Consider the following 21760-nt stretch of genomic DNA (forward strand, 5'->3'; position numbering starts at 1 on the left):
TCAGATCGCAAGATCGAGGCGGGGTTTCCAGAACGGGCGGAACAGCTCGATCTTGGGGCAGCGGTTCATCACCACCTTGAGGCCGGCCTCATCGGCCAGCGCCGCCGCCCGGTCATCATAGACACCGATCTGCCCCCACAGCACCTTGGCCCCGATCGCAATCGCCTGTTCGGTAATGGCATAGAGCTCTTCCTTGGGGCGGAAGACCTCGACCATGTCGACCGGACGGTCGATCTCCTCCAGCGAATGAAACACCGGAATGCCGCGGATCTCGGTCAGGTTCGGGTTGGGGTTGACCGGGATCATGTCGTACCCCGTTTCATGCAGAACCCGCAGCACGCCATAGCTGAACTTGGTCTTGTCGGCGCTGGCACCCACCATTGCGATGGTCCTGACCGATTTCAGGATGTCGGCAAGGAAGGTCTGGTCGTAGTCGTAAAGCTCGTCAAGCGCAGTTGCCGGCATGTCATTGGTCCTTTTTCTCTTGTCCTGCGGCATCGCTGACCGAGCGCCGGGACGTGGCGATATCCGCCTTCAGCTCATGCGGCTCCAGCGGGTCCAGAAACGGATTGCGGTACAGCTTGTCATGACTGTCGACGCCGATCTCCAACGTGCAATCGGTGACGGCGCGGGCGACGCATAGCAGAACATAGCCATTGGCGATCTGTCGATTGTTCAGGGCCACCTGACGGCGCTGATCCACCTCGCCCGCGGTCAGTTTGGCCGCGCAGGTGATGCAGCCGCCGTATTTGCAGCCATAAGGCAGATCGACCCCCTGTTCGCGCAGGGTATCGAGCAGCGGGCGGCGCGCCTCGACCCGATAGGTCGCACCGCCCCTATTGGCGAGCGTGATGGTCCGGGTTTCGGTCACAGCCAGATATCGCTGGTACAGTCGCCACCGGGGTAGCGGGTTTCGTGGCAGCGGCTCGGCCCGTTCGGTTCCTTGCCGAAATCGACGATGAAATCGGGGTTGATCGTCATGCCGCCGTTTTCCACATCGCAATCGATCATCACCATGACCCCGCCCTTTTCGCGGATCTCGGGGTAGAACTGGTTGTCCCATGTCGAAAACAGCGACGTGGTCACATAGAGGCGCCTGCCATCCAGCGAGAGCTGGAACATCTGCGGCCCGCCCGCAACGTCGACGCCATTGACCTGGGGCGCCTTGCCCAGAAGCCCGCCCATCCAGACCTGACCGGTCAGTTTCGGGTTATGCGGATCGGTGATGTCATACTGGCGCATGTCGCCATGCAACCAGTTGTTGAGATAGAGGTACTTGTCATCCATCGACACGAGGATCGCGCTCATCACGCCCGGCACCGGGATCGGCCATTCGGGATGTGGTTCGTTGTCCACGTCGATGATCTTTTCCCATTCCCATTTGCCTGCCTCGGACTTCCAGAAATGGATCACGTTGGTGGACAGCGCCGCGCCGCAGAAACCATGGGTGCTGTCGGGATCGTGCAGGAACTTGACCTCCAGCGGGATCAGCCCGTCTTCGCCCAGATACATGCTTTCGATTGGCGTTCGTTTCTCAAAATCCCAGATATGCAGCTCGCGCCCGTATTTCAGGTGACCGACCTCTTCCAGATCAAAGCCCGGCATGAAGGTGTTCGGCGCGGCCCATTCGGAACTGATCATCACGTTGTGGCGGGGCTGATACCAGAAATCATAGCCGAACTTGATGTCACCCATGGTCTCTTCCCACCGGCCGACGATCTCGAAATCCTTGTTCAGGTGCAGATAGCCGCCCGGCGCCTCGCCCTTCGCATCGCCAAGGAACGAGATGATGATCTCGGACCCGAGGCAATGCACGGTGTGAGGACCGCTGAGATTGGCCTTAGCCTTGATTTCGGCGCCGTCGATTACCTTGTGCAGGCGCGGCGCATAGGGATCGGTCGCCGTGTCAATGACGTGGATATTGTTCGACCGCACGCCCGGAACCAGCAGGTATTTGCGCGCCATCGAGCTGTCATCGTGGCAGGAGGAACAGGCATTCCAGCCCATGTGATGCAGCTCGTCCCCGATGCCGGGCATTTCCAGCCGGTGGATGACCTGGCTATAGGTCGGGCTGTCGGGGTCCGCATCCACCGTCGCAAGGTAATCCGGTTTCTGAATGCCGGTGCCGGTGTAGATGGCAATCGTGTAGAGCAGTTTTTCGCGGGGGGCCTTGATGGCCTCGGCCGGGCTTGCATAGCCCGGTCCGCAACATGCGCCGTCCATCATCACATTCCTCCCTTGCGACCAAGACATACTTCTCGTACATCGAGAATTAGATTCTCACAAAGTAAAAAATATGCATCTCGAACGCCTCACCCTCATTCTCGAAATCGTCGGCCAGAAAGGCACGGCCACGGTGGCCGAGATCTGCGCCCATTCGGACCTGCCCAAACCGACCGCCTACCGGCTGGTGCAGGATCTTGTCGGGGTTGGGCTGCTGGAACCGGTCGGGGGGGGGCGTTTCACGCTCGGCACCCGACTGAAGCGGATAACGCATAGCGACCAGTCAGACCGCGCGCTGCTGGATCTGATCGCCCCGGTTCTGAAGCAGGCCGCCACCGAGATTGGCGTCGCGTTCTTCCTGTCACGCCTGCGCGGCAGGTCGGTGGAGATCATCCATGTGGAAACCCCGGACACGGGCGTGTCCTATCTGCATCCCGGCCTCGGCAAGCGGCCGTTGCACGCCTGTTCCTGTTCCAAGGCCGTCGCCGCCTTTTCGCCGGATGTCTTTCCGACCGGCGAGATGGAGGGCCGGTTGCGCGCCTATACCGAGTTTACCCTGACGAGCGTTCAGGATCTGGAAGCCGAGTTCGACATCATCCGCCAGCGCGGCTTTGCCGAATGCGTGGAAGAGATCGAGCGCGGCATGTGCTCGGTCGCGGCCCCGCTTGCGCCGCGCGGTCCGGGGGCCACGCTGTCTATCGGTGCGACGGGATCGACGCGCGTGTTCACTTCGGCGTTCCGCGAAGAGCTCGGCCCCCGGATCGCCCGGATCGCGCAGGGACTGTCGGCAGATCTTGGTTGGGATGTGGTGCAGGACAGCAGGACGCCGACCGCCTCTTGACGCACGCGCTTCGGCCCCTGTCCCGCGCCCATGCGAAAATGCCGACGCTGTGGACCCGGTGGCGTGCTGCGCGCCCGGTCAGGGATGTAAGGGAAGCACCCGCCGGATGATCCGGCGGGCGCTTGTTTTAAGTGACACAGGGGTCCGGTGGTCCCGGATCAATACACGACGACGGACCGGATCGACTCGCCTTTATGCATGAGGTCGAAGCCTTTGTTGATGTCGTCGAGGGAAAGCGTGTGGGTGATCATCGGGTCGATCTCGATCTTGCCGTCCATGTACCAGTCGACGATCTTGGGCACGTCCGTCCGGCCCCGTGCGCCGCCGAAGGCCGTGCCGCGCCAGACGCGGCCGGTGACCAGCTGGAAGGGCCGGGTGGAAATCTCGGCCCCCGCGGGCGCCACGCCGATGATGATCGACTCGCCCCAGCCCTTATGGGCGCATTCCAGCGCGTCGCGCATCACCTGCACGTTGCCGGTCGCGTCGAAGGAATAATCCGCGCCGCCGCCGGTCAGCTCCACCAGGTGGGTGACGATGCTGCCCTCGACCTCTTTCGGATTGACGAAATCGGTCATGCCGAAGCGCTTGGCCATCTCGACCTTGTCGGGGTTGAGATCGACGCCGACGATCTGGTCGGCCCCGGCAAGACGCAGCCCCTGGATGACGTTCAGCCCGATGCCGCCCAGGCCAAAGACCACCGCCCGCGCGCCGATCTCGACCTTGGCGGTGTTGATCACCGCGCCGATCCCCGTGGTCACGCCGCAGCCGATGTAGCAGATCTTGTCGAAGGGTGCGTCGGGGCGCACTTTGGCCAGCGCGATTTCCGGCAGGACGGTGTGGTTCGAGAAGGTCGAACAGCCCATGTAATGCAGGATCGGCGTGCCATCGAGCATCGAGAACCGCGTCGTGCCGTCGGGCATCAGCCCCTGGCCTTGCGTCACGCGAATGGCCTGGCAGAGGTTGGTCTTGCCGCTGAGGCAATACTCGCATTCGCGGCATTCGGGCGTGTAGAGCGGGATCACATGATCGCCGGGCTTGAGGCTGGTCACGCCAGGGCCGCATTCCACGACCACGCCCGCACCCTCATGGCCCAGAATGGCGGGGAAGAGTCCCTCCGGGTCCGCGCCCGAGAGCGTGAACTCATCCGTATGACAAATCCCCGTCGCCTTGATCTCCACCAGAACCTCGCCCGCCTTCGGACCCTCAAGGTTCACCTCCATTACCTCCAGAGGCTTCCCAGCCTCCAAAGCAACCGCCGCTCTCGTGCGCATGTGACATCTCTCCCAGATTTATCTTGATTTTTGAAAGCGAGTTATCATGATTTGAGACTAAGTCTCGCAACATGGAATGATTCCGTCAACATGCATCTGGACCGCCTGATCGCCATTCTGGAGCTTGTCGCCGTTGCCGGGCGTCCAGTTTCCGCGAGCGAGATCCAGAAAGCAACGGGGTTGCCGAAACCCACCTGCTACCGGCTGATGCAGACGCTGCAGGATCAGGGGCTGGTGGACTCTCCTGCCGATGACGGGCGTGTGGTGATCGGTGAGCGGCTCATTCGCATCGCCCTTCTTGGCAAGTCCGATATCGACGTGCGCAAGGCCGCGGCCCCCCTGCTGAAGGCGGCTGCGGTGAACTTTAACGAAACCGTGTTCCTGGCCCGGTTCCGCAACAGCCAGGTGGAAATCATCCATGTGGAAACGCCCGATGACCCGGCCCGCGCCTTCATACATCCCGGGCTGGGCGTGCGTCCCATGCATGCCTGTTCCTGCTCCAAGGCCATCGCCGCCTTCACCGAGCCGGAATTCCAGGCGTGCATCATCAACGGCACACTCAAGGCCTATACGGAACACACCAAGACCACCGAAGCTGATCTGCGTGCCGACTTCGCCCGCATCGTCCAGCGCGGATTTGCCGATTGCGATCAGGAGATCGACCTGGGGATCGCCAGTGTCGCGGCCCCCGTATCCGTTGGGAATATCGGGGCGACCTTCAGCGTCGGCGCTGTCGGGCCGATCCGCCGGTTCGGAACAGACTACCGCGCCGAGATCGGCATGAAACTCATTGATCTGGCCAACCGCGTCAGCGGTGCCATCCAACTTTGCAACGTAGCCGAGGTTTGAGGAGACCCGCGCCGCACCGCGACAACAAGGGAAGGAAATTCACGTCTCGCCCAAACGGGCATTGTTCATTCAAGGGAGGAAGAAATGACACTTAGACCGGATCCGACATTCCACGCCACCGCGCAGCTTGCCATGCAGGCCCCGGTGGAAACTTATGGCTTTACCGTGATGCTGAGCCCCGACGGCTCTCAGCCCGACGGGATCGCCGTGGTCGATCTCGACCCCAAATCCGACAGCTACGGCACCATCGTTCACACGGTGATGATGCCCTACAAGGGCGACGAATTTCACCATTTCGGCTGGAACGCCTGTTCGTCGTCCTTGTCGCCCCTGACCGGCCACGCCTTCCTTGAGCGGCGCTACCTCATCGTTCCGGGCATCCGGTCCTCCCGGATCTATGTCATCGATGTGAAGGACCCGCTGAAGGCCAGCATCCACAAGATCATCGAGCCTGAGGAAGTCTTTGCCAAGACCGGCTATTCCCGCCCCCACACGATCCATTGCGGTCCCGAAGGCATCTATGTCTCGACGCTCGGTGGCGGCGGCGAGGATGGCACCGACGGACCTCCGGGCATCTTCATCATGGATTGCGAAACCTTCGAGATCATCGGCCAATACGAAATGGACCGTGGCCCGCAGGACAAGCATTACGATTTCTGGTGGAACCTGCCGCAGGATTACATGGTCAGTTCCGAATGGGGCCTGCCGCCGCAGTTCGAGAACGGCATCGTGGCCGAGGATCTGCTGTCCAACAAATATGGCCATTCGATCCATTTCTGGGACCTGCGCAAGCGCAAGAACATCCAGACCATCGACCTTGGTGAAAACCACCAGATGGCGCTGGAAATCCGGCCCGCCCATGACCCCAAGAAATCCTACGGCTTCTGCGGCGTCGTGGTCGACACCACCAACCTCCAAGGCGCGATCTTCACCTGGTGGCGGGGCGAGGACGGCACCTGGCAGGCCAAGAAGACCATCACAATCGACCCCCGTCCCGAGGACCCGGAGAACCTGCCGCCGCTGTTGCAGGGCTTTGCCGCCGTGCCGCCGCTGGTGACGGATATCGACCTTAGCTTGGACGACAAGTATCTCTACGTCGCCTGCTGGGGCCTGGGCGAGATGCACCAATATGACGTTTCCGACCCGATGAACCCCAAGCTTGCCGGCAAGGTGGAACTGGGCGGCATCGCGCGCAACGCCAAGCATCCGGGCGGTGGCGAGTTCGCCTTCGGCCCGCAGATGGTCGAGGTCAGCCGCGACGGCAAGCGGGTTTACTGGACCAACTCGCTCTATTCCACCTGGGATGAGCAGTTCTATCCCGGTGCGGAAGGCGGCCAGATGGTCATGGCGAATGTGGGTGAGAATGGCGGACTGGAGCTTGACCCGAATTTCTACATCAACTTCCCCGAAGGCCTGCGCGCGCATCAGATCCGTCTGGAAGGCGGTGATTGCTCGACCGACAGCTTCTGCTATCCGAACGTCTGAATGGGCACGGATATGACCACTTTGACGGCCCTCTGGGGGGCCGTCATTCTGTCTGGCCTCTATCACGGGGTGAATCCCGGCATGGGCTGGCCCCTTGCCGTGTCCGCCGCCTTGATGGAGGGCAAGCGCAGCGCCATGGGCAAGGCGCTTGTGGCGTTGGCCGCAGGGCATTTCCTGTCGATGACGGCGATCCTGCTGCCCTTTTCCCTGATGACCGCGCTGGTCAGCTGGGAAATGCAGATCCGCATCGGTGCGGGCGCTTTGGTTGTGGCCATGGGCATCTACCTGCTGATCAACCGCAAACACCCCCGTTTCCTCGCCCGCGTGCATCCCGCGCGGCTGGCGCTGTGGTCGTTCCTGGCCGCTCTCGCCCATGGGGCGGGGCTTATGCTGGTGCCGATCTATCTGGGCATCTGCGGCATTGACGCAGGCCCGACCGAGGGGCACGAGGCCGCGCAGGCCCTGATGGGCCAGAACGTGCTGACCGCTTTTGTCGTGGCTCTTGTCCACACCCTCGCAATGACACTGGCAGGCGGGATCATCGCCGTGATCATCTACCTGTGGCTCGGCCTGAAGTTCCTGTCTCGTACCTGGTTCAACCTCGATATTGTCTGGGCGCTGAGCCTCGTTCTGGTGGGCGGTGTCGGGATCTATACGGCCTATTACGGACACTAGGCGACGGTGATCGGTAGACGCTGCGTATCGCATTGCGCTACGAGTTGTCGTGCGGCCCCCTGCCCGTCTGGAAACCGTCATGCCCGCCGACAGCCCCTTTGTTGCTTTGTCCCGTCCGGAACGGCTCGTCTCCGTGCAACTCGATGGCACGGAACTGATGCTGCCCGAGGGCGAAAACCTGGCCGCATCGCTACTGGCCGCCGGGGTCCGGAGCTTTCGCGAGACGCCAGTCTCCGGTGTCCCCCGTGCACCGTTTTGCATGATGGGGGCCTGTTTCGACTGCCTGCTGCAGATCGACGGCATCCAGCGTCAGGCCTGCATGCTGCCTGTGACCGAAGGAATGGTGATAACACGCCCCAAAGGGACCACCCATGGCTGAGGTCGATCTTGCGATCATCGGGGCAGGCCCGGCTGGGATGGCGGCGGCTGTTGTCGCCGAAAAGGCGGGCCTGCGCGTGGTCTTGCTGGACGAGCAGCCCCGGCCCGGCGGCCAGATCTACCGCGATGTGACCCGTCTCAGACCGGATCGCGCCCGCATTCTGGGGGCGGACTATTCCCACGGCAGGGGCCTGACGACAGCATTGGCCGAGAGCGGCGTACAACACATCCACGGGGCCGTTGTCTGGGCCGTCGAAGACGGGTTCCGGCTGTCCTACACCGCCAATGGCACCGCCGCTCAGGCAAGCGCGCAAAGGGTGCTCATCGCCACCGGCGCGCTGGAACGCCCCGTGCCCCTGCCCGGCTGGACCCTGCCCGGCGTCATGACCGCAGGCGCTGCGCAAATCCTGCTGAAAGGCTCAGGCATTGTACCACACCGGGCGGTTTTGGCCGGCAGCGGGCCGCTGATCTACCTCGTCGCGGCGCAGATGGTCCGGGCCGGGTATCCGCCGCTGGCGCTTGTCGAAACGCAAACGCGCCGTGATCTGACGCGCGCCATGCGGCACCTGCCCGGCGCCCTGCGAGGCTGGCGTGGTCTGGCGAAGGGGCTTGGGCTGCTGCTGGAGCTTCGCCGCGCCGGGGTGAAACAGGTCACCGGGGCAGACAGGCTGAAGGTGGAGGGCACGGACAAGGCCGAGGCCCTCTGTTTCCGTTCAGGGGGCGAGGATCACCGCATCGCCTGCGACACGGTCCTGCTGCATCATGGCGTTGTGCCGAACACGCAAGTGGCCCGCTCCCTTGGGGTCAGCCACCGATGGTCCAGCGCACAACAGGCCTTCACCCCGGTTCTGGACAGGTGGGGCAGCACCGACCGACCCGGCGTCTTCATTGCAGGCGACGGGGCCGGGATCGGCGGGGCGATGGCGGCTGAAATCGCGGGTCGTCTGGCGGCGCTGAAACTGGCGGAGGAGGCCGGGCACCTGACAGCGGCAGAGCGGGACAGCCGGGCCAAGACGCTCTTCCGCGCCCGGTCGGGTGAGCTGGCCATTCGACCTTTCCTTGACGCAGCCTATCCCCCCTTTGCGGAAGCGCTCGCCCCGGCCGACAGCACACTCATCTGCCGCTGCGAGGAGGTCACGGCAGGCGAGATCCGGCGCACGGCCAAGCTCGGCTGCCTTGGCCCCAATCAGGCCAAAAGCTTCACCCGTGCGGGCATGGGGCCCTGTCAGGGTCGCTATTGCGGGCTGATGGTGACAGCCATCCTGTCCGATACGACCGGGCAAAGCCCTGATGTCACCGGCTATTATCGCATCCGCCCGCCCCTGAAACCTGTGACCCTTGCGGAACTCGCGGCAATGGCCGAGACAGGGGCAACGGACCCGGAAGGAGAATGATATGATCGAGCGGATCGAGACCGGCCAGCGCATGAGCAAAATCGTCAAACATAACGGCGTTGCCTACCTCTGTGGTCAGGTCGGCGCAGGCGACAGCGTGACCGAACAGACCGAGGATTGCCTTGCGCGTGTGGACGCCCTGCTGGAACAGGCCGGATCGTCGCGCGACCGTATCCTTCAGGCCATCGTGTGGCTGTCGGACATGGCCGATTTCGCCGAGATGAACGCCGTCTGGGATGTTTGGGTGCCCGAGGGCCACGCGCCCGCCCGCGCCTGCGGCGAAGCAAAGCTCGCCCGCGACGTGCTGAAGGTCGAGGTGATTGTCACAGCCGCCTGCGACTGATCTCAGCCATGGGCGATGCGGGGGCGGCCGGTGGCCGTGACGGTCACTTCCGCCTCTACGAACATCGACCTTCCCTCGATCTCGACCTCGCGGACGTTGCGGCTATGGGTCAGGGTCAGGTCCTCTGCCCCGGCGCGTCTCGCCCGGTCGCTGGCCTGATCCGACAGGGTTGCCTGTAGGGCATCGAGCGCCGCGTCGCGGTCCGCGAACAGGGTCGGCCCTTCCGGCAGATGCACGGTATACCGGCGCTCGCCCGCGCTGGTCACGACGCCAGACACCACCTGCCGCACCTGCCCCACCACCGCGCCGATGGCGTTGGCGACACCGGCATGTTCCGGCAGGATCATACGACAATCGAGCCGCTCGCCAACCGCACGGTAATAGTTGGGGGCCGACGCCCCGAGCCCGATGACCGGCACCCCGATCCGCGTGGTCAATTCCACGATCCCCCGATGCGGGGTCAGGCCCGAGCGGGTCAAAACGTGGCGAGCCAAGGTGGCCGGGGCATGGTCGGCAAATGCGCGATCCTCGGCAAAGGCTGCTTCCAGCAGGCAATCTACGGTCTGTTCTGTCAGCTGATCGACGATGATCCGGGCGAGTGTTTCGGCCCCATTGGCCAGCCGGTTACCACTGCCCCCGCGCTTGCGCGCCATCAGCTCCAGCCCCAGACGGGCAGCCTCCGTATTCCAATCCGTGAGGGTGCCCAGAACGTGGCTGGCATCCGACGGCGTGACACCCGACAGCATCACCAGCCCGCGGGCCACCAGCCGGTCCAGCGCCGCGCCTTCCAGCCGGGATTTCAACAGGCCCTGCACCGGCATCGGGCCGGTGATCCGCTCCAGCAGCGCCGCATCACGAGGCGGCAGGCCAGCCGGATCGCCCGCCATCGGCACCACGAAGCGGCCGGCATAGTCCAGCGCAACCTCGGCATTCAGCGCCTTTTCCAGCGCCTCGATCACCATGTCTGGGTGGTCATGGGCCAGCAATGACAGCGGCATCAACCGCCGGGGGCCGAGCCGCACGCCGCCCTGCAAGCCCTCGGACAGAACATGCACCTCGCTGTCGCCGCCAAGCCCGGTGGTGCGCATCGCCACCGCCTCGACCATGGTGCGGAAGCCGCCAACCAGTGCACCCTCGGGGTCGATCTCTGGCAATCCATCGCGCAGGAGCGCCACGTCGGTGGTGGTGCCGCCGATGTCAGAGACCAGCGCATCGCGCTCCCCGGTCAGCCAGCGCGCACCGACAAGGCTGGCGGCGGGACCGGAAAGGATGGTTTCAATAGGCCGTTCCTTGACCATGGCCGCCGAAATCAGCGCCCCGTCCCCCCGCACCACCATCAGCGGCACGGAAATCCCCAGCTTCGCCAGATGCCGCTCGCAGGCCGCCACCAGCCGCGCGATGGAGCCGACGAGCCGTGCATTCAGCAGCGCCGTCAGCGCTCGTTTGGGGCCATTGAGCTTGGCCGACAGCTGATAGGAACAGGTCACGGGCCGCCCGGTTTCCCGCGCGATCAGGTCGCGCGCGCGCTTTTCATGGGCGGGGTTGCGGGTGGCGAAGCGGGAGACGACGGCGAAGGCTTCCACCTCTGATTTGAGCCGGATCACCTCTGCCAAAAGCGCGGCCTCGTCCAGTGCGGCGGCCTCTCGTCCGTCATGACCATGCCCCCCCGCAACTGACACCAGAGGGTCCCGCCCAAGCGCCTCGGTCAGCCCGCCCCGGTCGAGATCCTTTTCCGTGAACCCGATCGAGACCAGCGCTACGCGCCCGCCCTGCCCTTCAACCAGTGCATTGGTGGCGAGTGTTGTCGACAGCGACACCAGCGCGATCTGATCGGCCCCGATCCCGGCCCCTTCCAGCGCCGCATCCACCGCGCCGCCGATGCCGATGGCCAGATCGTGCCGGGTGGTCAGGGATTTGGCCGCACCGATAACGCTTTGCGCCGCCTCGTCGATGATCGCTGCATCCGTATAGGTGCCGCCCGTGTCCACACCGAGCAGATAGGCCATGACCCTCTTCCTTCCGTCCTGTTCGCCTTACGGCAGATAGGACAGGACTGGCCCGCCGTCACGGGTCTTCTGCGACCTCGGGGCGGGAAAGCTGTCGGAAATGGGCAGCGGTTTCAGCCCCCGGCCGGGTCACTGGCACCAGAGAGGCGCAGGCAACGCAGCACCGGCGATACAGGATATCCACCACGCGGAATGGGCAGCGGATTCGCATCAAACCGAAAGTGGAAACAATCGCCCCATTTCGGCCATTATTGATTGCTATTGTTTACGAGACGGAAAAGAATCAACAATGATCGAGCAGCCGTCCAAATATTTCCTCCCTGGACTGACACTGGGCCGCCCCTTGTGGGCGGCCTGTTTCTATCGGGGTTTGCGCCGAAGGATCATGTCCTTTGCCGCAACCGTGGCCCCCAGAGTGATCAACAGGCAGGCAATGGCGATGACCCAGGTAAAGGGGCTTGCCCCAAGCGCGACCAACAGCAGCGTAGACAGCAACGGCGCCGAATAGCTCGCCGCGCCAAGCACCTGGATATCGCCATGTTTCACGCCGATATCCCAGACGAAGAAGGCCAGCCCGACCGGCCCGATCCCAAGGCCCGCGACCGCCAGCCACTCGCCCGCGCCCTGCGGCCAGACCGTGTCCTCCAGCATCAGATGGGCGCCCGTGGCCAACAGCGCGGTCACAAGGCAGAACCCCGTCACCACATCGGTCGGCACCTCGCGAAAGCGGCGCGACAGCACCGAATAGGAGGACCAGAAGAAGGCGGCCAGAAAGGCGATGCCATAGCCGAAGGCGTAGTCGGGGTTGAGCGCGATCCCCTGTCCGCGCGTGACGATCAGCACCGCGCCTGCAAATCCCATCAGCGCCCCGATGATGTGATGCAGCCCCAGCCGTTCACCGGGTCCGAGGGCGGACAAGAGAACGATCAGCAGCGGCCAAAGATAGGCGATCAGGCTCGCATCCACCGTGGGCGCGTTCCGAAGGGCCGTGAAATAGAGGAAATGGTAGCCGAAGAGCCCGACGATCCCAAGCGCCCAGACCTTCGCCGGTTGACGCAAGGCGGCTATGCCCTGCGGGCGAACGACCCATGTCAGCACCCCGGCCAGCCCGCCGATGCCAAAGCTCATCGCGGTCAGTTGAAAGGGCGGCACCTGCCCGCTTTCCGCAGTGAAATAGGCCAGCAGCGCCCAGAGAAGAATGGCGATGAAACCGATACCGGTGGCACTGTTGCGGGACATGGGCGGGGGCCTTTCGAAAGCTGCCCTTCGCCCTAGCAACAGGCACCTGATCCGGCAAGATGGCTCAGATCGGTTCGATCAGATCCGGTCCCTCGGCCCGGTTGGAATTAACCTTCGGATCGACGCGAGAGCTTTCGAACCGGTCGGGCGGGGCAGCCTTCATCAGCAGCGCGGCCCCCTTGCCCTCTTCCCCCAGCCACATGCCCCAATCCTCGCGCGCCAGGCTGACCGGTTCGCGATGGTGAATATGGCTCAGGCCCTCCCCCGCCGGACAGGTGACAATGGCAAATGTGGTGAACGCATTTTCCCCCTGCACCCAATCCTGCCAGATGCCCGCCAGAACCAGCGGATCGCCATCCCTTGGCCGGATATACCACGGCAATCGCCTGCCACCCGCATCCTTGGTCCATTCATAAAACCCCGTCGCAAGCACAAGACAGCGACGTTGGCGGCATGCGTCCCGGAAGGCGGGCTTTTCGGCGATGGTCTCCGCGCGCGCGTTGATCAGCAGCGGCCCGTCCGTGGGGGATTTGTACCAACGCGGCAGAAAGCCCCAGCGCATGGGGCGATACAGCCGCGACCCCTCGGCATAGGTCACCACGCCGACGGCCTGCGTCGGACAGACGTTGAACCGCGGTCCGTCCGGCAGGTCATTGGCAGGTGCGGCAGATACGAACCGCGCCATCGCGTCGACCTTGTGGGTGATGGTCATGCGTCCGCACATGGGCAGACGTTAGGCGCGCTTTGCCGCCCCTGCAAGCAGGCCGAATGCAAAAGGCCGAGCGGATGCCCGGCCCTCATCTGGTCTCGTGTCCTGAAGGATCAGGCGCCGTAAACGGCCTTATGCGCGATCTTGCGGATATCGCCGGAATAGATGTCGAGGTCGAGCCGGGTTTCCAGCGGCATTGTGCTCAACTCGCGCAGGGTGCGGCGGTAGGCGGCGTATTTGCAGACATCTTCGACAAGTTTGGTATGAGCGAAGGACATCGGTAACTCCCTTCAGGTTTTGCGTTTCGATATCCCCAATATGTTAGCGCCAACAGAAACGACAACTGACAAGATACCAGGGCCGCAATGCAAATGCTGCATGGCAGCAAAAAGGGCCGGGCAGTCGCCTGCCCGGCCCCTTTCCTGCGATGCGTTATCGCTTATTCAGCCTCGATGATCCGGCCTTCGAGGGTCGGCATATAAGGGCTGTTTTCGGCCAGGTAGTCGGCCACCACCTGTTCCAGACCAGGACCGAAGTCATAGGCGTTCATCCCGTCGGAAGAGAAGACGCGATACCCGTCACCGCCCGAGCGCATGTAGTTGTTCGACACGACGCCATAGGTTGCCTCGGGGTCAATCGGTACGAACCCATCGGCGGTTTCGATCTCGACCGAAACAATGCGGCTGCCGGGCTCGCCCGCCGGGTTCCACGTGTAGCGCATGCCGGCAACCTGCGGGAAACGACCTGCGCCGTCCTCGACCTGGCTGACGCCATTTTCAAGCGCGGCGATGATGCCTGCACCGGTCAGCTGGAAGGTGGCCACGGTGTTCTGGAAGGGCAGAACCGTAAAGACCTCACCCATGGTGATCTCACCTGCATCAATAGACGCACGCAGACCGCCGCCGTTCTGGATCGCCACGTCGATGCCCTGATCACGGGTGCGTTCCAGCATGGCCGTCGCCACCAGAACACCCATATGGCATTCGCGGGCCCGGCAGTTGTCGCGAGAGCCGTCGATCACGTCGGCAGCCTCGGCCACAACTTCGGCCATGGCTTCCTCGATCGGGGCCGCCAGTTCTGCCACACGCGCCGCAATGGCGGCATCGGGCTCGACCGCGGCATCCAGCACCATGGTGTTGCCATCGGCGAAGATCAGGTTGCCGTCATCGTCGAAGGTCACCTCAAGGTGGCCAAGATACTTGGAATAGGCATAGGCCTGCACGATTGGCACCATCGCGCCATCGGGACCATCGACCCAGGTCGGATAAGGCCCGTGCCGGTCGGGATCATCCGCCGACAGGTAGGTATGCGAATGGCCGCCCACGATCAGGTCGAGCCCAGTCACGGCTTCCGCAATCCGCATGTCCTGCGGCAGACCCACATGGGTCAGCGCGATGATCATGCCAACGCCCATCTCGGTCAGCTCATCCACATCGGACTGGATCGCGTCGATCTCGTCCTGGAAGATCACGTTCGGGCCGGGGCTAGAGGTTTCCGCCGTATCCGTCGCCAGTGCCGAGATCACGCCAACCTGGTGGCCATTGACGTCGAGAACGACATAGCTTTCCACTTCGCCATTCAGCTCCTCGGACTGGCTGAGGTCGAGATTGCCCGAGATCACCGGGAAGCTGACCGTGTCGAGGAAGCGGCGGAAGTTGCCGGGGCCGTCGTCGAACTCGTGGTTGCCCACGGCCATGACGTCAAAGCCGATGGCTTCCATCATCTCGGCTTCCACATCGCCCTTGAAGGTCGTGTACATCAGCGAGCCCTGGAACTGGTCGCCCGCATCCATGACGATGACATTCTCGCCCGCCGCGGTCAGTTCGTCGCGCAGGGTGTTGATGGCGGTGGCCACCCGCGCCACACCGCCGAAGCATTCGCCGGCCTCGTCATCCTCGGCGCTACAGGTGCTGTCGAAGCGGTTGATCGGCTGGATGCGGCTGTGAAGGTCGTTGATATGGAGAATATGAAGGGTCACGTCGGCGGAGGCTGTGGTGCCAAGGGCAACGAGCATGGCCGTCGAACACAGGATTCGAGCAAACATCGGAAAAGACTCCCTGTCTATTGTTATCCCCACAGCTTGGCGGGGGCCATCGCGCAAGTAAAGGGGGTCGATGACCATGATGTGACACTTGACGCCGGGTCGCTCTCGGGCCAAGTGCGGCCCATGCTGATTTACAAGATCCTCCGGGCCCCGGAATGGGCCGAGTTGCAGGCCAAGGGCGAAAGCGCCGGGGCGCCTGTGGATATCGCCGACGGCTTCGTGCATTTTTCCACCGCCGAACAGGCTGCCGAGACCGCCGCCAAGCACTTTGCGGGGGCGGACGGGCTGGTTTTGCTGGCTCTGGAGGCAGATGCCCTGGGCGATGCGCTGAAATGGGAGGTCTCGCGCGGGGGGGCGCTGTTTCCGCATCTCTACGCGCCCTTGCGGCTGGCGGATGTGCATTGGGTGAAGCCCCTGCCCCTTCTGGATGGCACGCATCAATTCCCCGAGGAGGTCCTGGGCCATATCGACCCCACCCGGATTCAGTTCGACGCTTTCAAGGCACTGGATCGCCATCACCCGATCGAGATGCTGAACCTGGTGCGCCTACGCGAGATGGCGGTTTACCCGGAGGGCCATGAGTTGCATGGCCGAAGCCTCACCGGGGCGGACGCCTACGCCAACTACGGGCGCGATACCGCCCCGATCCTCGCCCGGCTTGGCGGCAGTATCGTCTGGCGCGGCGGCTTCCAATCGGTGCTGATCGGGCCCGAGGGCGAGGCCTGGGATCTCTGTTTCGTCGCGCGTTACCCCTCGGCCCACGCATTTCTGGAAATGGTGACGGACCCCGCCTACCGGGTTGCCGTCGTGCATCGGCAGGCTGCGGTCAGAACCTCGCGACTGATCCGCTGCCAACCGCAAGTGGGTGGAGCAAGCTTCGGATGAGTGTGATTGAAACCATGGGCATGGCGCTGATGCGCCGGATGGACCCGGAAGCCGCCCACGGGCTGGCCCTGAAGGCCCTTGGGATGGGGCTCTCCCCCCTGCCCGGCAGCGTAACCTCTGACCGTCTGCGCACTACGGTGGCCGGGCTCGACCTTCCCAACCCCGTCGGTCTTGCGGCGGGGTTCGACAAGAACGCAACCGCGCTCGCACCGCTCGCCCGCGCGGGCTTTGGCTTTATCGAGGTCGGCGCCGCCACCCCCCGCCCCCAGCCCGGAAACCCGAAACCGCGCCTCTTCCGCCTGAGCGAGGACCGCGCCGCGATCAACCGCTTCGGCTTCAACAATGACGGTATGGAGGTGATTGCCGCCCGATTGGCCACCCGGCCCAAGGGCGCGATCGTTGGCCTGAACCTTGGCGCGAACAAGGACAGCGACGACCGGTCCGCCGATTTCGCCCATGTCCTGACCTGCTGCGGCCCGCATGTGGATTTCGCCACCGTCAACGTCTCCTCCCCCAATACCGAGAACCTGCGCGACCTGCAGGGCAAGGCGGCGCTGGAGGCGCTGCTCGCGGGCGTGATGGAGGCGCGCGCGGGTCTGGCGGTTCCGATCCCCATCTTCCTCAAGATCGCCCCCGATCTGGACCCATCCGAGATAGAGGATATCGCAGACGTCGCGCTCAGCTCCGGTCTCTCGGGCATCATCGCCACCAACACGACGAAGTCCCGCGATGGCTTGCAAAGCGCACATCGGGACGAGATGGGTGGGCTGTCCGGCCAACCCCTGTTCGAGATGAGCACGCGGGTTCTGGCGCGGCTCTCGCAGCTGACTGAGGGCAAGCTGCCGCTTATTGGTGTGGGCGGCGTGGGGTCGGCGGAACAGGCCTATCAGAAAATCCGCGCCGGGGCCTCTGCCGTTCAGCTCTATACAGCGCTGGTCTATGGCGGGTTGTCGCTGGCCGCAGAAATCGCGCGCGGGCTGGATGAGTTGCTGGCGCGCGACGGGTTCGCGACGGTGGCCGAGGCCGTGGCAACCGGGCGCAGCGACTGGATTTGAACACTGCGATTGCGGCCGGGCGGTGAAATAATCTTCGAAGATTTTTGTTGAAAGGATTTTCGAAAATCCTTCCCCGCGCCTAGCCCACGGCGCGTTCCAGGGCCGGGTAACGGGCGCCAAGCGTAACGCCACGCGCGATGAACGAGATGTGCAGCGCCAGCCACAACCCGTGGTTTCCCATAGGCTCCAGTAACAGCCACAATGCCGCGTAATAGATCAGCGCCGAGACGATCATCATGTTGCGCATATCGGCGGACCGCGTGGCGCCAATGAAGATCCCGTCGAACATGATCAACCCCAGGAAACTGATCGGCCCGGCAACCATCCAGGGCAGGTACTGCAACGCCTCGGCCTGCACCTCCGCATCCTTGGCCATGACACCAATCAGCCATGGCCCCAGCACCGCGAACCCGATGGCCAGCAGCACAGCCGTGCCCGTGGCCCAGGCCGAGCTGCGGATCGCCGCCTTGCGCAGCAACCCCCGCCGTCCGGCTCCGAAGGCCTGCCCCACCAGCGCCTCGGCGGCGAAGGCATAGCCATCGAGCGCATACCCCGTGATATGCAGAAATTGCAGCAGCACCTGGTTGGCGGCCAGCGTCACATCCCCGAACCGGCCACCGAGCAGCAGGAACGAGACGAAAATCGTCTGCAACAGCAACGAGCGGATCATGATATCGGTATTCACCACCGCCATGCGCTTCAGCCGAACGCGGTCTAAGACCCGGCCCCAGTCCTGCCAGCCCGGCCCGGTGAACGCCCCCCGGCACAGCCACAGCCCGACAGCCAATCCAGACCATTCCGCGATGAAGGTGGCGAAGGCCACGCCCTCCACCCCCCAGCCCAGTTGCAGGACAAAAACGAGGTCCAGAACCACGTTCACCCCGTTGATCCACAGTTGCAGCCCCAAGACACCGCGAGTCCGCTCCTGCGCGATCAGCCAGCCGGTGATCCCGTACATGGCAATCGCCGCAGGGGCCGACCAGATACGGATCGCCATATAGCCACGCGCCAGCCCCTCGACCTCGTCACTGGCAGGCGTCACCCAGAACGCCCCTGCGAATAGGAGCCGCTGCAGGACGATCAGCACCAGCCCTCCGGCCAAGGCAATCATCAGCGCCCGGGTCAGCAGCGCCACGACCTCAGGCCCATTACCCTCGCCCGCCGCCTGCGCGGTCAGCCCGGTGGTGCCCATGCGCAGGAACCCGAAGATCCAGTAGATGGCGGACAGCACGATGGCGCCCACCCCCACGGCGGCAATCGGCGCGGCTTCAGGGATCTGCCCCACCACGCCGGTATCGACCGCGCCCAGAATGGGCACCGTCACATTGGCCAGCATGATCGGCAGCGCGATCTTCAGAACGCGTTTGTGGGAAATGGCGTCAGCCCTGCCGCCGGTCTCAGCCAACATGCGCCCCGTTGCCGTTTTTCGACGGCATCAGGAAATGCCCGGTTGCCTGCGCAAACAGCTTGTCGCGATTGTCCTGCCAGGCCTCCACATGCACACTGGCATAGCGGCGGCCCGACCGGTTCACCCGTGCCCGCGCATAGGCATCGCGCGGCAGCCCGGCGCGCAGGTAATCGACGGTGAAGTCGATGGTCTTGGGCAGGCGCGGCATGGTCTCGGGAGACAGATCCTCGGCGGCGGTGCGACCGGTTTCGATGTCATCCCACAGGGTCTGCCAGCTCAGCCCGATGATCGCGGTCATCTCCAGGAAGGAGGCAATCGCCCCCCCATGCAGTGCTGGCAGGAACGGGTTGCCAATGAGCTTCTCGTCATAATGCATGATCGCGGTCAGCTCATCGCCGCGCCGGTCGAACTCGATGCCCATGAAGCGGGCATAGGGCACGCCCTTCACCAGCAACTCCAGCGCGCGGTCGCGGCGTTCCTTGACGACCTGAACGGGTTCGGGGCGGGGGCGGGTCATGCCTTGGCCTCCTTCGGGCGTTCCACGGTAAAGGCCCCGGCGGCGGTGGCCACGGGCCGATCCTCATCCTCGTCAAAGGCACTGGCGCGCACGAAGCCAACCGAGCGGGTGACATTATAGCATTCCGCCCGCGCGATGATCCGCTGACCTGGGGTCGCCGGGCGCATGTAGTCGATGCGCAGATCAATCGTCGCGGTGCCTGCCGGGGCGTCCGGGTGGCTCATCACCGCCGCGCCACCGCAGGTGTCCATCAAGGCCGAGACGGCACCGCCGTGAATGACACCGCTGTGCGGATCGCCCACCAGATCCTCGGACCAGGGCATCGAGATCACCGCAAACCCGTCGCCGATATCATCGAGACTCATCCCCAAAGCCTTGGAAAACGGGATCGCCTCGATAAATTGCTTGGCGATGCGGGCCTTTTCGCCGGCTTTCAGCGTCATGGGGTGCCTCTTTGCTTGCCTTGACGGGGTCAGGGTAGGAAAACAGGGAACACGGTTTTGCATTCCCCGCAAGCCTGATGCAAAATCCCGTTACGGCACAAGACAGGGTTCAATCGGAACGACCATGGCTGAGGAACGGCTGACATTCAAAGAAATGTGCGAACGGTTCGACGTGACCCCGCGCACGTTGCGGCACTATGAATATATCGAGCTTCTGTTTCCCGAAAAGGAGGGCCGCCAGCGCTTTTACGGCCCGCGCGAGGTTGCGCGCATGACCCTGATCCTGCGCGGCCGCCGTTTTGGCTTCAAGCTGGAAGAGCTGCGCCAGTGGCTGGAGCTATACAACGCCGATCCCGAACAGCGCCTTCAGCGCAAGGTCTGGATGGAAATGGCCGGCAAGCAGCTGGACGAGCTGCGCAGCCGCCGGGACGAACTGGACGAGATCATCGTCGAACTGGAACGCATGCGCGATGTTTTCAAATAGAGGCAGGCAAGCAATCCGAATGCCCTGAAAGGCTGACCACGCATCGGTCGATCTAGTCCCCGCGGATCGCCGCGAGAACCTCGGGGATGTCGACGCGCCAGGCATCGCCTGACAGCGGTTCTCCGAATACAGGCGCATAGTTCAGGCCGCGTCGGGCGGCAATCATTGCAAAGGCCGCTGTTCCCTTTTGCGGATGGAACATCTCGATGCAGCGCGATCCGGGCTTTGCCGCGAAGAGCGAGGTCAGCGCACCCCCATGAGGCGCAACGATGACATCGGCTCCCATGATGGCCACAAGCTGGCCGACGCCGTCCAGCGCCTCCATCCGGATCGTGGTGAATCCTTCGGCCTCCAATGCGGCCTGCAACTCGGCTTCATTGCTTAACGGCCTCCGGCGCATTCCCATGCGCGAAAGGTAGATTTTCCTGCCATGATCCGAAGCAGCTCCGACCGCACGCTCAGCAGCGGCTGCCATTTCCGCCATCAGCTCTGCATCACAATAGTGGAACGGGTGACTGTGGCTGTGCGCGCCCAGTGAATCGCTGCTCATCACCAGAGTGCCAACGCTGTAGACATGACCCGGGCGTGCCGTCTGAAACCCGGGATCAAGGGCATGCTGCATCACTTGGTTCAGCGGGGCCGAGGTTTCGGGCAGATAGATGTCTTCAGACGCCACGCCATAGGTGTCACGCAGGATCAGCCCCCTGCTCAGTTGATCGGCGACGAAATGCGCCGGATTTCCAGGGTTATGGCGGTCGCCGCAATAGGCCATCACCTCGATCGGCGTCACCCTTCCCGCAGCGATCTGATGCGCCATCGCCGGGCCGGGCAGAGCCGTGGATTGGGCATCAACATGGTCGCCACGCATGATACAGAAGCGATCTCCGCGATTGGCAAACAGAACATCCTGGAAAACATGCACCCTTGCCGTTTTCACCTGCTGCGGCCCGGCAAGATGCAGGCGTGCGATCTTAGGGGCCTGCGCAAATGGCTCGGCGATGGAGGTCGGAAGCGGATCAATGGCCCGATCCAGTGGCTTGGCGTGGGCGCAGAGGTCTGCCTCTTGCAGATCCTTCAGATGTGACCAGCGGGGCCTATTGGCCAGATGGGGAAGAACAAGAGACGGTTGATTGAACGGCATGGGCGGCATGCCCGCATCATTCCGAAGCCAATTGATCGGCGCCAAATGCAAGTGCGTCCCAAGCTTGTACGAGATACCCAGGCGCTTTACCGCGCGGGAGAAAACCCGTTTGGCGATCTGTATCAAAATCGTGAAGACCTTAAGATCAATCTGATGCCGCACGCTACTGCGCCCGATAATCGAAAGCAAGTCGCGCGACAGGCCATCTTCGAACGGCGTTTCCAACGCGTCCTGCGTCCACACATCCCCTGTTTGAAGCCGATAGAATCGGCGGGTTCCGGGACAGGTTGGCGTCACCGGGTATTGCGCAGCGGTGGCAGGAGTCGCGCAAAAATCCGCTGACGCGCGGTCAATTTTAAAAGTGACGCGA

The 21760-nt window shown here is 63.5% G+C and carries 23 protein-coding genes and 1 pseudogene; 11 read left to right on the forward strand and 13 right to left on the reverse strand.

Going from position 1 to position 21760, the window contains the following annotated elements; all coding sequences use genetic code 11:
- Genes ACOOEX_RS12930 through ACOOEX_RS12940 form a run of 3 tightly spaced genes read right to left on the reverse strand, consistent with a single transcriptional unit; the run spans position 1 to position 2226 of the window.
- Positions 1-465 carry a CoA-binding protein gene (locus tag ACOOEX_RS12930; protein WP_420395213.1) on the reverse strand — a complete coding sequence of 155 codons (465 nt, stop codon included), beginning with the start codon at positions 463-465 and terminating at the stop codon, positions 1-3.
- Between the two features lies 1 nt (position 466).
- Positions 467-871 carry a 2Fe-2S iron-sulfur cluster-binding protein gene (locus ACOOEX_RS12935; protein ID WP_420395214.1) on the reverse strand — a complete coding sequence of 135 codons (405 nt, stop codon included), beginning with the start codon at positions 869-871 and terminating at the stop codon, positions 467-469.
- Entirely contained in the window at positions 868-2226 is a 1359-nt protein-coding gene (locus tag ACOOEX_RS12940; protein ID WP_071692031.1) for a selenium-binding family protein, read from the reverse strand. Before ACOOEX_RS12940 ends, ACOOEX_RS12935 begins: the two co-directional genes overlap by 4 nt.
- 70 nt (positions 2227-2296) lie before the next feature.
- Here ACOOEX_RS12940 and ACOOEX_RS12945 point away from each other — a divergent pair, with 70 nt between their 5' ends.
- On the forward strand, positions 2297-3064 hold the full coding sequence (locus ACOOEX_RS12945) for an IclR family transcriptional regulator (protein WP_420395215.1): 768 nt from the start codon (positions 2297-2299) through the stop codon (positions 3062-3064).
- Between the two features lie 158 nt (positions 3065-3222).
- On the opposite strand, the gene ACOOEX_RS12950 is transcribed toward ACOOEX_RS12945, so the two are convergent.
- On the reverse strand, positions 3223-4335 hold the full coding sequence (locus tag ACOOEX_RS12950) for an S-(hydroxymethyl)glutathione dehydrogenase/class III alcohol dehydrogenase (RefSeq protein ID WP_420395216.1): 1113 nt from the start codon (positions 4333-4335) through the stop codon (positions 3223-3225).
- 90 nt (positions 4336-4425) lie between these two features.
- Here ACOOEX_RS12950 and ACOOEX_RS12955 point away from each other — a divergent pair, with 90 nt between their 5' ends.
- The 6 genes from ACOOEX_RS12955 to ACOOEX_RS12980 all read left to right on the forward strand — a co-directional run bounded on the left by ACOOEX_RS12955 (position 4426) and on the right by ACOOEX_RS12980 (position 9459).
- On the forward strand, positions 4426-5184 hold the full coding sequence (locus tag ACOOEX_RS12955; RefSeq protein ID WP_420395217.1) for an IclR family transcriptional regulator: 759 nt from the start codon (positions 4426-4428) through the stop codon (positions 5182-5184).
- An 84-nt stretch (positions 5185-5268) separates the two neighbouring features.
- A complete protein-coding gene (locus ACOOEX_RS12960) occupies positions 5269-6669 on the forward strand; it encodes a selenium-binding protein SBP56-related protein (RefSeq protein ID WP_420395218.1) in 1401 nt (466 codons plus the stop codon).
- A 12-nt stretch (positions 6670-6681) separates the two neighbouring features.
- The gene (locus ACOOEX_RS12965; protein WP_420395219.1) at positions 6682-7344 is read left to right on the forward strand and encodes a hypothetical protein; all 663 of its coding nucleotides are present in this window, start codon (positions 6682-6684) and stop codon (positions 7342-7344) included.
- Positions 7345-7423: 79 nt separating this feature from the next.
- Positions 7424-7723, forward strand: coding sequence for a (2Fe-2S)-binding protein (locus tag ACOOEX_RS12970; RefSeq protein ID WP_420395220.1), 300 nt, complete (start codon positions 7424-7426; stop codon positions 7721-7723).
- On the forward strand, positions 7716-9116 hold the full coding sequence (locus ACOOEX_RS12975; RefSeq protein ID WP_420395221.1) for an FAD-dependent oxidoreductase: 1401 nt from the start codon (positions 7716-7718) through the stop codon (positions 9114-9116). The genes ACOOEX_RS12970 and ACOOEX_RS12975 overlap by 8 nt, the downstream gene beginning before the upstream one ends.
- A 1-nt stretch (position 9117) precedes the next feature.
- Positions 9118-9459, forward strand: a complete 342-nt coding sequence (locus ACOOEX_RS12980) for a RidA family protein (protein ID WP_420395222.1) — start codon at positions 9118-9120, stop codon at positions 9457-9459.
- 2 nt (positions 9460-9461) lie between these two features.
- Here the strand turns inward: ACOOEX_RS12980 and ACOOEX_RS12985 are convergent, their stop codons facing one another.
- The 5 genes from ACOOEX_RS12985 to ACOOEX_RS13005 form a co-directional block, all read right to left on the reverse strand.
- Positions 9462-11465, reverse strand: coding sequence for a hydantoinase/oxoprolinase N-terminal domain-containing protein (locus ACOOEX_RS12985; RefSeq protein WP_420395223.1), 2004 nt, complete (start codon positions 11463-11465; stop codon positions 9462-9464).
- Between the two features lie 360 nt (positions 11466-11825).
- The gene (locus ACOOEX_RS12990) at positions 11826-12704 is read right to left on the reverse strand and encodes a DMT family transporter (RefSeq protein ID WP_420395224.1); all 879 of its coding nucleotides are present in this window, start codon (positions 12702-12704) and stop codon (positions 11826-11828) included.
- A 64-nt stretch (positions 12705-12768) separates the two neighbouring features.
- A complete protein-coding gene (locus ACOOEX_RS12995) occupies positions 12769-13428 on the reverse strand; it encodes an SOS response-associated peptidase (protein WP_420395225.1) in 660 nt (219 codons plus the stop codon).
- 98 nt (positions 13429-13526) lie between these two features.
- Entirely contained in the window at positions 13527-13691 is a 165-nt protein-coding gene (locus ACOOEX_RS13000) for a hypothetical protein (protein ID WP_420395226.1), read from the reverse strand.
- Positions 13692-13852: 161 nt separating this feature from the next.
- Positions 13853-15457 (reverse strand): bifunctional metallophosphatase/5'-nucleotidase, encoded by a 1605-nt coding sequence (locus ACOOEX_RS13005; RefSeq protein WP_420395227.1) that lies wholly within the window; start codon positions 15455-15457, stop codon positions 13853-13855.
- 123 nt (positions 15458-15580) lie between these two features.
- Here ACOOEX_RS13005 and ACOOEX_RS13010 point away from each other — a divergent pair.
- The 3 genes and pseudogenes from ACOOEX_RS13010 to ACOOEX_RS13020 all read left to right on the forward strand — a co-directional run.
- Positions 15581-15913 (forward strand): annotated as a pseudogene (locus ACOOEX_RS13010) (DUF952 domain-containing protein); the annotation flags it as partial.
- A gap of 99 nt (positions 15914-16012) precedes the next feature.
- A complete protein-coding gene (locus tag ACOOEX_RS13015) occupies positions 16013-16342 on the forward strand; it encodes a DUF1330 domain-containing protein (RefSeq protein WP_420398373.1) in 330 nt (109 codons plus the stop codon).
- Positions 16339-17397, forward strand: a complete 1059-nt coding sequence (locus ACOOEX_RS13020) for a quinone-dependent dihydroorotate dehydrogenase (protein WP_420395228.1) — start codon at positions 16339-16341, stop codon at positions 17395-17397. Before ACOOEX_RS13015 ends, ACOOEX_RS13020 begins: the two co-directional genes overlap by 4 nt.
- 79 nt (positions 17398-17476) lie before the next feature.
- On the opposite strand, the gene ACOOEX_RS13025 is transcribed toward ACOOEX_RS13020, so the two are convergent.
- The 3 genes from ACOOEX_RS13025 to ACOOEX_RS13035 are packed head-to-tail and all read right to left on the reverse strand — an operon-like array spanning position 17477 to position 19765.
- A complete protein-coding gene (locus tag ACOOEX_RS13025; protein ID WP_420395229.1) occupies positions 17477-18805 on the reverse strand; it encodes an MATE family efflux transporter in 1329 nt (442 codons plus the stop codon).
- Positions 18795-19322 (reverse strand): PaaI family thioesterase, encoded by a 528-nt coding sequence (locus tag ACOOEX_RS13030; RefSeq protein ID WP_420395230.1) that lies wholly within the window; start codon positions 19320-19322, stop codon positions 18795-18797. The genes ACOOEX_RS13025 and ACOOEX_RS13030 overlap by 11 nt, the downstream gene beginning before the upstream one ends.
- Positions 19319-19765 (reverse strand): PaaI family thioesterase, encoded by a 447-nt coding sequence (locus ACOOEX_RS13035; RefSeq protein WP_420395231.1) that lies wholly within the window; start codon positions 19763-19765, stop codon positions 19319-19321. The genes ACOOEX_RS13030 and ACOOEX_RS13035 overlap by 4 nt, the downstream gene beginning before the upstream one ends.
- Positions 19766-19889: 124 nt before the next feature.
- Between ACOOEX_RS13035 and ACOOEX_RS13040 the strand changes: the two genes are divergently transcribed.
- Positions 19890-20249 (forward strand): MerR family transcriptional regulator, encoded by a 360-nt coding sequence (locus tag ACOOEX_RS13040; RefSeq protein ID WP_420395232.1) that lies wholly within the window; start codon positions 19890-19892, stop codon positions 20247-20249.
- A gap of 52 nt (positions 20250-20301) precedes the next feature.
- Here the strand turns inward: ACOOEX_RS13040 and ACOOEX_RS13045 are convergent, their stop codons facing one another.
- Positions 20302-21615: a glycosyltransferase family 61 protein gene (locus ACOOEX_RS13045; RefSeq protein WP_420395233.1), complete on the reverse strand. Its 1314-nt coding sequence runs from the start codon at positions 21613-21615 to the stop codon at positions 20302-20304.
- Between the last annotated feature and the right edge of the window lie 145 nt (positions 21616-21760).

Source organism: Nioella sp. (assembly GCF_965215655.1).
Taxonomy (GTDB): domain Bacteria; phylum Pseudomonadota; class Alphaproteobacteria; order Rhodobacterales; family Rhodobacteraceae; genus Nioella.